At 35.4% G+C, this 16,846-nt stretch carries 13 protein-coding genes; 12 read left to right on the forward strand and 1 reads right to left on the reverse strand.

Annotated elements, in window-relative coordinates; all coding sequences use genetic code 11:
- Window positions 1–77: 77 nt before the first annotated feature.
- The 8 genes from AA089_RS09330 (at window position 78) to AA089_RS23630 (ending at window position 11,331) form a co-directional block, all read left to right on the forward strand.
- A complete protein-coding gene (locus tag AA089_RS09330; RefSeq protein ID WP_046756671.1) occupies window positions 78–3,140 on the forward strand; it encodes a SusC/RagA family TonB-linked outer membrane protein in 3,063 nt (1,020 codons plus the stop codon).
- Window positions 3,141–3,167: 27 nt separating this feature from the next.
- Entirely contained in the window at window positions 3,168–4,589 is a 1,422-nt protein-coding gene (locus AA089_RS09335; RefSeq protein ID WP_046756672.1) for a RagB/SusD family nutrient uptake outer membrane protein, read from the forward strand.
- Window positions 4,590–4,607: 18 nt separating this feature from the next.
- Complete coding sequence (locus AA089_RS09340) at window positions 4,608–5,603, forward strand: PKD domain-containing protein (protein ID WP_046756673.1); 996 nt, start codon at window positions 4,608–4,610, stop codon at window positions 5,601–5,603.
- A gap of 98 nt (window positions 5,604–5,701) precedes the next feature.
- Entirely contained in the window at window positions 5,702–6,526 is an 825-nt protein-coding gene (locus AA089_RS09345) for a polysaccharide lyase family 7 protein (RefSeq protein WP_241479985.1), read from the forward strand.
- A 174-nt stretch (window positions 6,527–6,700) separates the two neighbouring features.
- Complete coding sequence (locus AA089_RS09350) at window positions 6,701–7,402, forward strand: FadR/GntR family transcriptional regulator (RefSeq protein ID WP_046756675.1); 702 nt, start codon at window positions 6,701–6,703, stop codon at window positions 7,400–7,402.
- Window positions 7,403–7,622: 220 nt separating this feature from the next.
- On the forward strand, window positions 7,623–8,912 hold the full coding sequence (locus tag AA089_RS09355; RefSeq protein WP_046756676.1) for an MFS transporter: 1,290 nt from the start codon (window positions 7,623–7,625) through the stop codon (window positions 8,910–8,912).
- A 44-nt stretch (window positions 8,913–8,956) separates the two neighbouring features.
- A complete protein-coding gene (locus tag AA089_RS09360; RefSeq protein ID WP_046756677.1) occupies window positions 8,957–9,721 on the forward strand; it encodes an SDR family NAD(P)-dependent oxidoreductase in 765 nt (254 codons plus the stop codon).
- A 344-nt stretch (window positions 9,722–10,065) separates the two neighbouring features.
- The gene (locus tag AA089_RS23630; protein ID WP_053002293.1) at window positions 10,066–11,331 is read left to right on the forward strand and encodes a polysaccharide lyase family 7 protein; all 1,266 of its coding nucleotides are present in this window, start codon (window positions 10,066–10,068) and stop codon (window positions 11,329–11,331) included.
- Between the two features lie 115 nt (window positions 11,332–11,446).
- Here AA089_RS23630 and AA089_RS09370 read toward each other — a convergent pair whose 3' ends face one another.
- On the reverse strand, window positions 11,447–12,469 hold the full coding sequence (locus tag AA089_RS09370) for a LacI family DNA-binding transcriptional regulator (RefSeq protein WP_046756678.1): 1,023 nt from the start codon (window positions 12,467–12,469) through the stop codon (window positions 11,447–11,449).
- A gap of 149 nt (window positions 12,470–12,618) precedes the next feature.
- On the opposite strand from AA089_RS09370, the gene AA089_RS09375 reads away from it, so the two are divergent.
- The 4 genes from AA089_RS09375 to AA089_RS09390 all read left to right on the forward strand — a co-directional run bounded on the left by AA089_RS09375 (window position 12,619) and on the right by AA089_RS09390 (window position 16,672).
- Entirely contained in the window at window positions 12,619–13,659 is a 1,041-nt protein-coding gene (locus tag AA089_RS09375) for a sugar kinase (protein ID WP_046756679.1), read from the forward strand.
- Window positions 13,660–13,755: 96 nt separating this feature from the next.
- A complete protein-coding gene (locus AA089_RS09380; protein WP_046756680.1) occupies window positions 13,756–14,424 on the forward strand; it encodes a bifunctional 4-hydroxy-2-oxoglutarate aldolase/2-dehydro-3-deoxy-phosphogluconate aldolase in 669 nt (222 codons plus the stop codon).
- Window positions 14,421–14,954, forward strand: a complete 534-nt coding sequence (locus AA089_RS09385; protein WP_053002295.1) for a LacI family DNA-binding transcriptional regulator — start codon at window positions 14,421–14,423, stop codon at window positions 14,952–14,954. Before AA089_RS09380 ends, AA089_RS09385 begins: the two co-directional genes overlap by 4 nt.
- Before the next feature lie 203 nt (window positions 14,955–15,157).
- Window positions 15,158–16,672 (forward strand): DUF6377 domain-containing protein, encoded by a 1,515-nt coding sequence (locus AA089_RS09390; protein WP_053002298.1) that lies wholly within the window; start codon window positions 15,158–15,160, stop codon window positions 16,670–16,672.
- The last annotated feature ends 174 nt before the right edge of the window (window positions 16,673–16,846 follow it).

The following is a 16,846-nucleotide window of genomic DNA, read 5'->3' on the forward strand; positions in this document are numbered from 1 at the left end:
CAAAAAAAATAGAGTTTATCAGTAGAAATATAGCGTTAAGTGATTAGTTGAATACTAACTAATTAAAAAAACTAATTATGAATTTAAAAACTAAGCTAACCTGCATTGCTATGCTGCTCTTCTGCATTTCAATGTATGCGCAGGACACCTTTACACTTAAAGGAAAAATAGTTGCTAAATCTGACAGCCAGCCTGTGCCAGGTGTAAATGTGCTTAATGTAAAAACATCTAAAGGTACCACAACCAACTTCGACGGACTCTACGAAATTCAAGTCAGCAAAGGAGATGTTGTACAATTCTCATACGTAGGGTTTGTGTCGCAAACTATAATTGTTGCCGACCAAACAACGCTTAACGTAACCTTAGTGGAAGATGCTTCTCAACTCGATGAAGTAGTTGTCGTAGGATACGGAACACGAAAAAAGAAGCACTTAACAGGTGCAATGTCTACATTAAATGTAGAGAAAAAAGGCTTAGACAAAATTGCCGTTTCAAGACTTGATGATGCACTTGTAGGACAAGTAGCAGGATTAAATGTAGCGGCAACAGAAGGTGAAGCAGGTTCAGATCCTACGATTCGTATTCGTGGTGTCGGTTCACTAAATGGAGATTCTGCGCCTTTAATCGTTATTGACGGATTAGTAGTTGATAGTGATTTCCTTGGAAATTTAGACATGAACGAAGTTGAAACCTTTGATGTCCTTAAAGATGCTGCCTCAACAGCTATTTACGGTTCGCGTGGTGCAAATGGTGTAATACAAATTACAACAAAGCAAGGGAAAGATGGAGATACTACATTTTCATACAATTCGTTTTTTGGTTTCAAAGAAGCAAAACAAAGTGATAGCTATTACTTTACAGTAGCTGAAACCGCAGCCGCAGAACGCGCTGCAACAGGAACATTATCCAATAGAACAGCATACAAAGAATTACTTACGCAAGCTACAGGTATCGATAGAGACTGGCAAGACGTAATCTTTGAAGGAGGAACAATTACAACACACTCATTCAATGCGCGTGGAGGTAATAAAAACACTAAATTCAGTGCTTCATTAGGATACAACCATGATGAAGGTGTATTGTTAACAGATGATTACAAACGTTACAATGCCCGATTAAAAATTGATACAAAAATTGGCGAAAAAATAAAAATAGGAGCCAACTTTGCTCCATCATATACAAGAAGAAGACGTTTTGATGGTTCTACACACGATATTTTAAGACAAGCGCCATGGTTACCTTTATATCATGATGCAAATACAATACAGTTTGTCGATAGAAATACCTATCCAGATGTGCAAGTTGGTGATTATGCCATTCAAAGACATTTTGACAACTATGACTTATTTGGTGACGGTTCAGTTTTACAAGACATCAGCAACACATCGAACACAAACCCAGCAGCAAAAGTATTAGAGCGTGATCGTAACGATTACAAATTTAAGTTAGCAGGTCTTTTCTATGGAGAATATAAAATTACAGATGGACTTAGATTCAGAGCTAGTTTAGGTGGAGATTACCAAGATACATTTAGAAATAGATGGCAAGGAGTACTGTCAAGCAGAAATGGTGCCGCAGCAGCAAGTTATTTTGAATCTAATGAAACTAGAATTCACACCTTATCAGAAGGATATTTCACATATACCAAAGCTTTCGGAGGACACGAGTTCAACGCCGTTTTAGGAGCTTCTGCTGAAAAATGGGAGTGGCAAGGCGATAGCGCTCTTGGATCTGGATATACATCAGATTTAGTACAAACGCTAAGTGCTGCTACAGTTCTTAATGAAATACAATCGTATAAATATGAAGAAGGATTTTCATCATTCTTTGCAAGAGTAAACTATGCTTACGAAGACAAATACTTAGCATCTTTAAGTTACAGACGAGATGGTAGCTCTATCTTTGGAGTTGATAATAAATACGGAGATTTCCCTTCTGCTTCGGTAGGTTGGGTAGTTTCAGAAGAAGACTTTTTAAGTGAAAGTGAAGTCTTAAGCACATTAAAACTAAGAGCAAGTTTTGGTGTTACTGGAAACAAAGATATTGATACAGGAAGCAGTCTAACAGACTTATATCCATCAATCTCATTACTTGGAACAGACAACTACAACTCACAAGCTGCTTTTGTAGCGTTAAATATCGCAAACTCTGAATTGCAATGGGAACGATTAATAGAATTTAATCCAGGAATTGACTTTGGATTCTTCAACAACAAAATTACAGGATCTTTAGATTACTACACAAGAACAAGTGATCAACTATTACTATTCAATCCAGTTCCATCTTCAACAGGTTTCTCAGCAGCATTGGAAAATTTAGGAGAAGTAAGAAACTCTGGTATTGAGTTTGAACTTTCATCAAGAAACATCACAAAAGAAGACTTCAGATGGAGTACAACACTGATCGCTTCTCACAATAAAAATGAACTATTAGATTTTGCCGATTCTAACGGACAAATTCAAAATGTAGACAGTAAAAGAGCTGCAGAATGGATCAACTTAGTAGGAAATCCTATTTCATCTTACTACGGTTGGGTTGTAGATCGTGAAATTCCTTTAGAATACATCAACGATCCATACCATCCAGTTGGTGGACAAGCACAAGATGTATATGTAAAAGATTTAAATGGTGATGGACTTATTGATGATGACGATAAAACAATCTTAGGAAATCCATATCCAGACTTAGTTTGGAGTGTGTCAAACAATTTCCAATTTAAAGATTTCGACTTAAGCTTTATGTTTCAAGGAAGTCATGGTGCAGAAATTCGTAACATGGGAGATCAATACCTATTCAACCATTTTAACAGTGGACAAGATTTCAACACAGCTACAACGCCAGATCAAGGTTTCATCAGAGAAAAAATCTTTACGGATGCCATCATACAAGATGCAAGTTACATTGCACTTCGTAACCTAACATTTGGATACAATCTTCCAGATGATATTGCAAACCGATTTGGCGCATCTTCTTTTAGATTATATGCAACTGGTCAAAACCTTTTATACTTCACAGCAAGTGATTATACAGGATTCAATCCAGAATCAATAAACAATACAAGTGCAACAACTTATGGATATCAACGTGCTGGTTCTCCAGTATTTAGTACGGTATCTTTAGGTTTAAATGTACAATTTTAACTAGACGATTTATAAAAACATTTAAGTATGAAACAATTAAAATATATAAGTTTTTTGATGCTTGTGATAAGCTTTCATTCTTGTCACAAAGACCTCTTAGAGCCAGTGCCAGAAGCAGCTGTAGGTAGTGATAACTACTTTCTAAACGATCAACAAATTGAAACTGGTGTCAATGCTATTTATGACGCTATACAAGGTGTTAATTCCACAAGTCTAGACGATAATCGTGGTGTACAACAAGAATTTTACGTTACAGAAATGCGTAGCGATAATACAAGAACAAAAAGCCAAGAAGGAGAAGCTGCACAGTTTGAAAGCTATGCGATAACAGCTAACAATGGTATTGTAGAAAACTACTATAGAAGCTGTTACAGTACTATTTTTAGAGCCAACTTGGTATTAGGGAATCTTGGAAATGCTTCAAACACAATGCTCCCTATTTTTGAAGGAGAAGCAAAATTTGCAAGAGCCTACACTTACTTTAACTTAGTACGACTTTTTGGAGATGTTCCTTTAGTAGACAGAACGATTACACTTGAAGAAGATGAAATCGCTTTTACAAGAGTCAATACAGCTACTATTTATGAATTAATCATTAGCGATTTGGAAACTGCTGCTGCAAATCTTAGCAACGGAGAATATACAAGAGCTTCCAAAGCTGCCGCAGAAGCATTACTAGCCAAAGTACACCTAACATTAGGAAACTATTTGGAAGCACAAATTCTTTGCGAAAATGTAATGAGCTACGGATATGGTTTAGAGCCAAACTTTAATGATATCTTTTACAATGAAGGAAACAATGAACTTATTTTTGTAATCGCTTACAACCAAGGTATAGAAGCAGATAGTCAAGACTTTTCTGCGGAGTTTATGAATGGTGTTGGACGTACAGTTGGTGTAAACTATGTTACGCAAGATGCAAGCGACTTTTTAGATGCTAGCGGAGGAAACAGAACACCGTTTTCATACCGTATTGATCCATTACAACCAACACAAAGACAAGTGGTAAAATACTTGCCAAACGGTGAAGATGGTGGCGCTAACGGTAATGTTTTTGATGCCGATGCTACCTTATCAGGAAACGACTGGGTTGTATTACGATATGCCGATGTATTACTAATGCATGTTGAAGCTATAATGGGAAGCAACCAAAGTACAGCCAATGGAGCTGCATTAACGTCTTTTCAATTAATACGTAACAGAGCTGGCTTAACAGATATGGTAACTTCAGTAACAAAACAAGAACTATTAGATGAAAGACGTGCCGAATTAGCATTCGAAAATCAACGCTTATTTGATCTCATACGTTTTGGAGAAGCTCAAAATGTACTATCTACATTCTCAGCGGCAAACAATTATACCTTTACTGCAACAGATTTATTATTGCCAATTCCACAGCGTGAAATAAATCTTAGTAATGGTTTAATGACTCAAAATCCAGGCTACTAAAACTAAAAAAGACATATTATGAAAAAAACAATCAAAATAGTTGGGATGGCATTTCTACTTGTAGGAGCGTTCATATACCAATCTTGCGACATCGATAAATTTGAACCGCTAGGAGAAAATTCAATTGCTGATGCTACGCCACCAGAAGCATCCTTCTCTTTTACACAAGGTCAAGGAGCTGGCGAAGAATGGAAAAACTATACATTTGCCAATCTATCCACAAGTGCTACAGGATATCTATGGGATTATGGAGATGGAAACACTTCTACAGATGTAGACGGAGAAAATACATATCCAGGAGAAGGTTCATATACAGTAACATTAACAGCTACTGATGCTCTTGGAGTGGTAAGTACTGCAATGCAAGTTATTGAAGTAGTAGAACCGCCTGTGCCTTTAGTGGCAGATCCTGTATTAGTAAACGCTGATTTTAACAGACTGGCTAAACTAGGTTCAACTAACACATGTTCTTGTTCAGGATGGGATAATGATGACATCGGTGAGCAAGGAGAATCAAGTTCTGGTAATGGTGGTTCTGATAATGTTGTCAAATTTGACAATAACGAACCTGATCATGTATATCAAGAATTTGCAGTGACACCAAACGCAGATTATACAATGGAAATAGTTGTATCACACAAAGAAATAGCTTCCTCACCAGGTAGTTACCCTGGAAGTATGCTTGAAGTACGAATTTTATCAGGCGCTGGTTACATCAGCGGATACACACCAACCTATTATGCAACTGCTCCAGAGTTTCCAAATTCTGGCTATGGTTATACAACTGTTGCACAAGTAGAAGATCCTGCAAACAATCTTTTAGTTGAATCTATATCAAATCCTAACGATGATGGCTACTTCACATACACCTACACATTCAATGTAGGAGCTAATGATAGTGTGGCACTCTTCATTAGAGGTACTGGAGGCGATAGCAGTGTTGGAAGTTATGGATATAACAGTGGAGACGAAGAAATAAGAGCTGATTCGGTAACCATTACAGCAATAAACTAATAATACATTATATGAACTTTAAATCGTTACTTATTTTATTCTTCGTTCTTAGCCTACATACTGGTTTTGCACAGTCTAACGATACCGCGGAAACAGCTATGACAAAAAAGGAACAAAAGAAAAAGAAGCGAAAGAAGAAAAAAAGGAAAAAGTTTAAATTACCTAAGATTGATTTATCTCATTGGAAAGTGACAACACCTGCGGGAAATGGAAAAAAACCGCAGGAAGTGTCGCCCCCTGAAATACTAAACTATGCAACAAATAAAGACTTACTACCATACATGTACAACGACTCTGTACGTGGAGCAATAGTATTCTATGCATATCCAAGTAAAGCCACTACGGCAAATACCAAATACTCTCGTTCGGAATTAAGAGAGCAAATGGTGCCTGGGAAAAACAATGTCAATTGGACATTCAAAGATGGTGGCATCATGAAAGGGAAACTTGCAATTGATGAAATTTCTCGTGATAAAAATGGTAAATACCACAAAGTAATTATCATGCAAATTCACGGACGTTTAACAAACGAACAACGTGATTTAATCGGTCAAAAAGACAACAATGCGCCACCAATACTAAAAATATATTGGCAAAATGGCAAAGTGCGTGTCAAAACAAAAGTGCTAAAAAACTTAAATGCTACCGATGAAGAACTATTGCATGAAGATGCATGGGGTGATGATAAAGGGTTTACATTTAAGCAAAAAGTAGGCTTTAAAAAATTTAGACTTGAAGTACGTGTAAGTGAAGGAAAAATGACTATTGTGTTAAATAATAACGAATTCAAAACCTATGAAAACGTTCACATGCGAAAGTGGGGAATCTTTGAAAACTATTTCAAAGCAGGTAACTACTTTCAGTCACGTGATGAAGGTGCATTTGCAAAAGTTCGGTATTACACTTTAGAAGTATCACATTAAAAAAATAATAAAGTTAATTTATATTTGAATAGAAGCTTTTCATTGAGTTTTACTGGTCTATAACGGATCAGTAAAATTCAAGTCAAAGATTTCTAAAAATGTTAACGTGTATTCCTTATTATTTTTTTAAATTTAACATATAAAGCTGGTTAACCAATTATAGTAGCGACCTCTATGAAATTAGACATACTTACGAAAACAGAAACACTTGATCTTCAAAAAACGATTATTTCCAAAATACGTGATTTAATCAATTTCAAAAACCTAGAACCTGGCGACAAACTTCCGTCAGAACGTATGCTTTCTGAAAAATTTGAAGTGACAAGAAGTAATGTTAGAGAAGCGATACAAAAACTTGAATTTTATGGGTTACTAGAATCAATTCCTCAAAGTGGAACATTTGTAGCTAATATTGGCGTAACCGCAATGAACGGAATGATAGAAGACATTCTCCGTTTAGAAGAACCAGACTTTAAATCGCTAGTAGAAACTAGAATTCTCTTAGAACTCAAAACAGCACGTTTAGCCGCTTTGCGTAGAACAGACGAGGATTTAGAAAAAATGAAAGAAGCACTCGATGCGTATACCGAAAAAGTACGCAATGGAGAAGATGCTGTACAAGAAGATTTGCTATTTCACTTAGCCATTGCCAAAGCCTGTGGAAACAGTACAATGAATACATTCATGCTAATCATCACGCCTGAAATCATTACGAACTTTGAAAAATATCATGTCTGTGATGGCGATCAAGCACAAAAAGGAATACAAGAACATGTGGAAATTTATGAAGCTATAAAAAGTAAACAACCACAATTGGCAAAACAAAAAATGAAAGAACACTTTAAAATGTTATACCAATACTGTTATAATATTTAAAAAAAGATATGATCAATTTTGAAAATGCACGATTTTAAAATTGAATAAAAAATAGGAGGGAAGTAATTTTATAGATAGAAAAACGTACTGCGTCATTCTTCACAATACAATTACAGACAAAAATAACTAAGCTATTTGCTTTAACACTTTACATACAATACTTGTCACACAAGGATTCGTATACACACTGTAGTAGTAAATATCATAAAAACATAAACGTTTGAAAATAAAAGGACTAAGGTGGTGGATTATAATGCTAATCTTCATAGCCACTGTAATAAACTACATAGATAGAACTGCCTTTGCATTACTTTGGCCGCAAATGGGCGAAGACTTAGGTATGGACAAATCTGACTATGCTACCATGCTCAACGTATTTTTAGCATGTTATGCGATTGGTAAATTTGCTTCTGGAAAACTCTATGATGCCATCGGAACACGCTTGGGTTTCACAGTATCTATCATTGTATGGTCAGTAGCTTCAGCATTTCACGCATTTGCAAGAGGTTTAATAACCCTGTCAATCTTCAGAGGTTTATTAGGTTTAGGAGAAGCAGGAAACTGGCCTGGAGCCGTAAAAAGTAATGGAGAATGGTTTCCCGTTAAAGAACGCGCCATCGCACAAGGAATATTCAATGCAGGTGCCTCTATTGGAAATGTAATTGCACCATTTGTCATTGTATTCCTATACTCAAGATTCGGATGGCAAACCACGTACATCATCTTAGGAGCTATCGGATTACTTTGGGTAATTCCTTGGTTATTCCTAAACAAATCAACTCCAGAAAAACATCCTTGGGTTACCGATAAAGAACGAAACCTAATTCTTTCCAGTAGAATAGACAACGTAGAAGAAGAAACAACAGTAAAAGCAAAAAGTTTATCTGTCGGTAAAATACTAAGCTACAAAGAATCATGGGGCGTATTAACATGCCGCTTCTTTATAGAACCTATTTGGTGGTTCTTTGCAGGATGGATGCCAATTTACTTAAATGATAAATTTGGACTAAGCATTGAAGAAATTGCAGGAACCATGTGGATATCATATCTAATGGCTGCAGCTGGAAGTATCATCGGCGGAATGTTTGTGCGCGAACTAATTAAAAAATACTCCGTAGACATTTCAAGAAAAGCAACCATTGCTTTAGGAGGTCTATTAGTCTTAATCGCTTTTGTATGTATCATTACACTAGTGAAAGAAGACAACTTCATGACATTCATATATTTTGCAGGATTGGCACTATTCGGATTTCAATTTGCAATTGGAAACATTCAAACCATATCAAGTGACTTATTCAGAGGATCATCTGTAGGAACACTTGCAGGATTAGCAGGTACGGTTGCCGCAGTGTCTCCAATGATTATGAACTGGTTTATCGGAAAAATTACAGCAGGCGGATCGTACGTACCAGCGTTTATCGCAATTTGTGTTTCGGTGGTATTAGGAGTAATTGCAATATTTGTACTAATAAAAAATATAGGTCCTGTTAGGAAAACAATAACATCATAACAATAAACATTCAACAAAAATAATAGCATAATAAAAATACAACTATGAGTAAATTAAATGGAAAAGTAGCCATCATTACTGGAGCTACTGGCGGTATTGGTTTCGAAGTAGCAAGAAGATTAGGAACTGATGGATACACGGTTATCTTAAATGGTATCGATGACGCTAGTGGCGCAGAAAAATTAAAACAACTTAAAGATGCAGGAATCACTGCGGAATATTACGGTTTTGATGTTACCAAAGAAGAAGAAGTAACTGAAAATATCACAAAAATAGGAGAGAAGTATGGTAAAATAGATTTGCTTGTAAACAATGCAGGTGGTTTAGGCGGAAGATCTCGATTTGAGGAAATGACAACAGAATTCTATCGTTTTGTAATGGCTTTAAATCTTGATTCGGTATTCTATGCTTCAAGAGCTGCAATTCCGTTCTTGAAAAATGGAGAACATCCATCAATTATAAACTTTACTTCAAACGCAAGTTGGACAGCTGGTGGACCAGGTGCAGGAATCTATGGAACTTCAAAAGCTGGTGTACATACAATCACAAGAGCTTTAGCTAAAGACTTAGCAGAATACGGAATTCGTGTCAATGCAGTTTCTCCAGGAACAATTGATACACCATTTCACGCACAAATAAAATCAACAAAACCAGAAGTATTTGCTTCTTGGGCAAACAATATTATGCTTGGTCGATTAGGACAACCAGAAGATGTAGCTGGTGTAATCTCATTCCTTGCAAGTAAAGATGCTGCATTCATAACTGCGGAAACCATCCAAATTGGTGGAGGACAAGCTTTAGGAATCTAGCATACAGTACAAATTTGTTTTCAGAATGGAATAGGCGCTATTGTTTTTAAGCAATGGCGCTTATTTTTTGAAATAAAGTGCGCTCAATCTACCGAGTAGTTAACTCACTATTACCTTTCTTACACATTAAAATACTTTGAAGAATTAAATCATCTTTTTCTTTAACCACTATTGTTAAATACTATACCAAAACAGTATTTAATTGTGAAATATTCAATTTTTTAAATCAAAAATTACTGAGTTGCTAATAAAATACAAATTTTTTCATATTTTTGGTAAACCAAATTGGTAAACCAATCTGATTTACCAATTTGGTTTACCAAAAATTAACCAAAACCATAAAAATGAAAAAACAAAACTCAAAACGAAAAATGATCTCATACTTGAGATTCACAATGCTATTATTCATGGCGCTCGCAGTAAGTTGCGCAAACAACACGGATTTAGATGAAGAAAGTCAAGTGGAAGAAAATCTTGATCTTGCTGCAAAAATTACAAACGGGCAAACAATCTCACTAAAAGCAAACAATAACAAGTACGTTAGCTCGGAAAATGGCACAAAAGATATGATTGCCAACAGAAGTGCAATTGGTTCCTATGAAAAATTTACGGTAGTAAAAGTTGGGACTAAAAACGGGAATGATTTAATTGCTCTCAAAGCAAACAACAACAAATACGTTTGTTCAGAAGACGGCACAAAAGACATGATAGCCAATAGAACCGCAATTGGCGCTTGGGAAAAGTTTGAAGTCATTCAACTTGGTACCGCAAGTGGTAATGAACTAATTGCCCTTAGAGCAAGTAACAACAAATACGTTTGCTCTGAGAATGGTACAAAAGACATGAGAGCCAATAGAACAGCAATTGGTGCTTATGAAAAATTTCAAGTCATTAACAATGGCGGAAGTACCAGTACTGTAGGTTCCTTTACCTTTAGTAACATACAAATTGAAACGACTAAAAGTTGTACCAGTAGCACAAGTACAGTGTCTAAAAATGCAACGGATACCAACAATACAAATGGAGGTACAAACGACAGTTACTTTATTGGAAAATACCAGAAAAATAGCAACGGATCATACAAACTAACCAGCTGTAAGCAATCGGGTAGAAGAACAGAATGGAAACAAAAACCTGGACAAGAAGCTTCTTTAAACACCACAAGAACGATGTCGTATACCGCAAGTTTCAGTGATTATCCTTCTGATGGAATAACGATTGCTCAAGTTCACAACAGAGGAGATGCAGAAAGACCTTTATTACGAGTTGAAATTAAAAACGGAAAAATAAGATGTTACATTACAACCACGTATAAGAAAAACCAAGGGTCAACGTATGAAACAACATTGCAAAGTTATACGTCAGGAGCCGATTTAGATATAAAAGTGGAAATAGGTAACAATCGCGTTAAGATTACAGCAAAGACTGGTTCGGTAACAAAAACGGCAACATACACTACAAACAATTCGAATATCAAAAAAGTAATCAACAATAAATGGTTTGACAATGGTGTAAAAGATGATTTCTACTTCAAAGCTGGCGTTTACAATGATTCAGGTGACGGATCTAAAACACCAGATGCTACTTTTAAATCTTTTGTCATAAACTAATATCTAAAAAATAGTTTTCAATAGATCTATTGGATAACTAAAAATATAAAAGGGTCAAATTTTACTATTTAAAATTAGACCTTTTTTATATTATTAAAATGTATATAAGTAATTACTATTTTTTTTGAGATGAATCGCGTTCAATCAATTCGGCATCCAAAATAATCTTGTTCAGTGTTTGCTTTACAGTATCCATCTTCACACGTTTCAAAAAAGTTTCAGCAGCCAACTGTCCTATTTGCGCACTATGTTGGTTAATACTCGTAATCGTTGGTGTGACCAAAGAAGTAAACGGTTCGTTCCCAAAACCAACCAAACAAATATCATTCGGAACACTAATTCCTTGTTCCTTCAACAATTGCAAAGCGCCCAAAGCGGCATAATCTCCCGCAATATATACAGCATCTGGCGGATTTTCTAACGCTAATAATTCTTGCATTTTCAACCTTCCATCTTCCAAAGTCAAACTGCTTTCAACTAACAAAGCATCTTCATGTGGTAAATTGTGCGCGTGTATTGCATCAATATATCCTCTAATTCTATTATTAAAAATTCGAGTATGTCTAAAACCACCAATATGTGCTATCCTTTTGCAACCTTTTGAAATAAGGTGTTCCACAATCATAAAACTACTATCATAATCGTTAATTCCAATATAATCTACATTCAAATCATTTTCTCCTCTATCAAACAATACCAATGGAATTCCTTTCGATTTTATCTTTTCATAATAGGATAAATCTACGGTTTCATTCGCCATCGAAGCGATAATGCCATCAACTTGAGTAAAAAGTAAGGTGTCTATATTGCGACATTCTTTTTTAAAAGATTCGTTAGATTGTGTGATGATAATATTATAACCTTCCTTATTCAAAACTTCTTCTATATTCTGAATAACGGATGAAAAAAAGTTACTACTCGTTCTAGGGACGATGACGCCAACCAAATTACTTTTCCCTTTTCGTAGCGCACTGGCCAAATGATTTGGTTGATAATTTAATTCCTTTGCAACACGTTTAACAGCGTCTTTCGTTTTTGTACTAATCCTAGAATCGTCATGAAGTGCTTTAGATACAGCCGCTGGCGAAATATTCAAAACAGTAGCAATGTCTTTTATCGTAGTTCTTTTTTTTTTCACTTAGTTTTTATATATTTGCTTAAACGTTTAAGCAAAAGTAGCTTTTTATAGCAAATAATCAAAACGAACTAGGTTTTGATTTATTTTTACCGAGTTGGTTAAACGTTTAACCAAAATAGATATTTTAATAATTTTAAGACGATACAAACATGAGTAAAGTAGTCACTTTTGGAGAAATTATGCTGCGTTTAGCACCTCCAGGTTTTCTAAGATTTTCACAAACAAATAGCTTTGACGTAGTGTACGGTGGAGGCGAATCTAATGTAGCAGTTTCTTTAGCCAATTATGGTGTCGATGTTGATTTTGTAACTCGATTACCAGACAATGACATTGGACATTGCGCCATGATGGAAATGCGTAAACGTGGTGTTGGTGTCAACAAAATTGTTTGGGGCGGCGATCGTTTAGGAATCTATTTCTTAGAAACAGGTGCCGTAAGCAGAGGAAGTAAAGTTGTGTACGACAGAGCACATTCTGCAATAGCGGAAATAAAATCAGGAATGATTGATTGGGATGCCGTATTTGATGGTGTTGAATGGTTTCACTGGACAGGAATTACACCTGCAATATCACAAGGAGCCGCAGATGTGTGTTTAGAAGCTGTAAAAGCCGCAAGTGCCAAAGGAATTACCATCTCTACAGACTTAAATTATAGAGCAAAACTTTGGAAATATGGAGGCGATCGTGAAGCAATAATGACCGAACTAACGTCGTACTGTGATATCATTCTAGGAAACGAAGAAGATGCTGAAAAACACTTTGGAATTCATCCAGAAGGATTAGACGTTCACAAACACGGACACGATGTAAAAGCAGAAGCATTCCTATCAGTTTGTAAGCAAATGATGGAAAAATTCCCAAGAGCTAAAAAAGTAATCACAACACTAAGAGGTTCCATATCAGCGTCGCACAATACATGGGCTGGCGTATTATATGATGGTTCAAAAATGTACGAAACACGTCAATATCAAATCACAGATATCGTAGACAGAGTTGGTGGTGGCGATTCATTTATGGGCGGATTAATCTACGGATTACTAAAATATCCTGAAGACGACCAAAATGCATTAGATTTTGCAGTCGCAGCTTCCTGTTTAAAACACACCATCAAAGGAGATGCAAACTTATCTACGATTGCAGAAGTAGAAAAACTAATGGGCGGAGATGCCTCTGGAAGAGTTGCACGATAACGCATGAATCGTTGCAGAGAAAACACAAAGTAATCTGTTAGATTTCAACTAAACAATAAAATATTCTCGTAAAAACGAGAAAAAATAAATCATATAATGGCACAATATTCAAGACTAGAAGTCGCACAGGTAATGAAGGAAACCGGAATGGTTCCATTATTCTTCAATAACAATATAGAAGTAAGTAAAAAAGTGCTAAAAGCTTGCTATGACGGAGGCGCTCGCTTACTCGAATTTACGGCGCGTGGCGATTTTGCACACGAAGTTTTTGGCGAATTAACTAAATATGCAGTTGCAGAATTACCAGGAATGATCATGGGAGTTGGTTCCGTCACAGATGCTGCAGCTGCTTCTTTATACATGTCGCTTGGCGCGAATTTTATCGTAACACCTGTATTACGCGAAGACATTGCCATCGTGTGCAACCGCCGCAAAGTATTATGGTCACCAGGTTGTGGATCACTAACAGAAATAGCAAGAGCAGAAGAACTAGGCTGTGAAATTGTAAAACTATTTCCAGGTGGAATTTACGGACCAAACTTCATCAAAGCCATAAAAGGACCACAACCTTGGACAAGTATTATGCCTACAGGTGGCGTGGCTCCAACAAAAGAAAACTTAGAAGGTTGGTTCAATGCTGGTGCAACTTGCGTTGGAATGGGCTCAAAGTTGATGAAGAAAAAAGAAAATGGAGACTTCGATTATGAAAAAATTGAAGCACTCACAAAAGAAGCAATTCAGATTATAAAAGAAGTAAGAAAATGAATTTTCTGCAATCAACCATCACACTAAAAGAATTATCGCAACTCTCAGGATTTTCTGTTTCTACGGTTTCAAAGGCGTTAAATAACAAATTTGACATCAGTCCAACAACTCGAAAAGCCATCAAAAAAATTGCAACAAAGCATAATTATGTACCCAATAATTATGCGGTTGCTTTGCGTAAAAAACAAACCAAAGCAATTGCAGTGATCATACCGCAAATAAACACGACATTTTACAGTAGTTTTCTCCATAATATTGAAAAAATAGCATACAAATTTGGATATCGTATCGTATTATTTCAATCATTTGAAGAACACAAACGCGAACAAGAATGCTTGCATATGATCAATGATGGTAGTGTAGATGGAGCAATGATCTTATCTTCAAACTGTCTAAAAAAAATAACTTCAAGAGAAAAAAATCAAGTGCCAATTCAGTGTGTTCAAATTACAGAACAATTCCAAGAAGAAGAACTCAAGGAAAAAACACTCATTACATTCAAAAAACTCTTAGCAACGATCAATTCGTAACTTTTTATCCACTATACAATAAACATAGGAATACGATGACTTTTGTGAATGCAGCAGAATAATGGTAAATTGTACCTTTATTTGCTAAAATCAAAAAAATCGATTTCCAAAAAATAATATTCGCTTTCCTAATTGTACTTTGTGTTCAAACCAACATACAAAGTCAAAACCTTGATTCGCTCACAAATGTGCTAAAATCTACCATGGAGAAACGCATGGTTTTTGATCAACAAAAAGAAGACAGAATCAACAAACTCATTGAAAAAGCAGCAAAAACAGAAGCGTTAAAGGACAAATACGAGTTGTACAATACGGTTATTGATGAGTACAGATTTTATAATTTTGACAATGCATTAAACTATATTGAAGAAAATATTGAAATTGCTGCACAACTCGAAAACACACTATTTCTTAACAAAAGTAAACTAGCGCTTGGTGCTTTATTGGTCGATTCAGGTCGTTACAAAGAATCCATTGATGCACTCAATGAAATCAAAAGAAACGCATTGCCACCATCGTTGATCAATGAATACTACATTGCGTACAAAGAAGGATATTCTGGTTTGTCCTACAACACAACGGTAAAAAGTAGTAAAGCACTATATTCCAAACTATACACAGCTTACCAAGATTCATTATACTCACGATTAGATCCAAATTCAGAAGAATCATTACGACTAAAAGAAAAAAACTTTCGTGACAACAGGCAATTGGAAGAAGCCTTAAAAATAAATTCAAAACGACTTAAAGAAGTCAATATTGGATCGAGAGGTTTTTCGTTAATTACATTTGAAAGATCGCTCTTATACGAATTGAAAAATGATGCAGAAATGCAAAAACAATTCCTAATACTTTCGGCATTATCCGACATACAAGCTTCCGTAAAAGACAATGCTTCTATGGGAATATTGGCAAAAATAATGTTTGAAGAAGGTGACATTGATCGCGCACACAACTATGTGAACTTTTCGTTTGAAGATGCCGAATTTTACAACTCGCAATTACGTTTTGTCAACATCGCCAATAGTTTACCGATGATTTCAAAAGCATATGAAGAGCGAAGTGAAAAACAAAAAGGAAAACTTCAAGACTCTCTAATATTTATCAGCATTCTCGCAGGATTTTTACTCATTGCAATCTATTTAGTATTTCGACAAGTACGAAAAGTTTCTGAAGCAAGAAACAAGCTAACAACTGCCAACGAAAAACTAAACACTTCTAATGAAGACTTAAAGCGTTTATACTTAGAACTTTCCGAATCTGATAAGGTAAAAGAACACTACATTGGCACATTTCTAAATCTATATTCCGAATACATTACCAAACTAGATGTATATCGAAAATTAGTGCGTAAATATGTCAATACCAATCAAATGAAATCATTGCTAGAACTCTCAAAATCAAAGCAATTCATCGAAGAAGAACTCGAAATATTCAACAAAAACTTTGATAGTTCCTTTTTACACATTTACCCTGATTTCGTAAAACATGTCAATCAATTGCTAAAATCTGAAGAACAAATCATCCTAAAAGATAACAACAAACTCAACACAGAATTGCGAATCTTGGCGTTGATCAAACTAGGAATTACAAACAGTTCTCGCATTGCAAAAATACTTCGATACTCCGTCAATACAATCTATAATTATCGCGCTAGTATAAAAAGTGCTGCGAAGGACAAAACTACCTTTGAAGAAATGGTAAAAAACATCCAATAAAATTCAGAACTTTACTTTTTTTGACTAATATTTTTCCTTTTTATGGAAAATTCACGACAATATTTCGAAATATAGCGATACAAAACCCACTTATTTAGCAACGATTTAAATTTTTAAAAAATTGAAAATCAAATAATTAGTGCTATAAATAGTCTTTAAAAATCCACTTTTAAA

This window comes from Kordia jejudonensis, from assembly GCF_001005315.1.
Classification (GTDB): domain Bacteria; phylum Bacteroidota; class Bacteroidia; order Flavobacteriales; family Flavobacteriaceae; genus Kordia; species Kordia jejudonensis.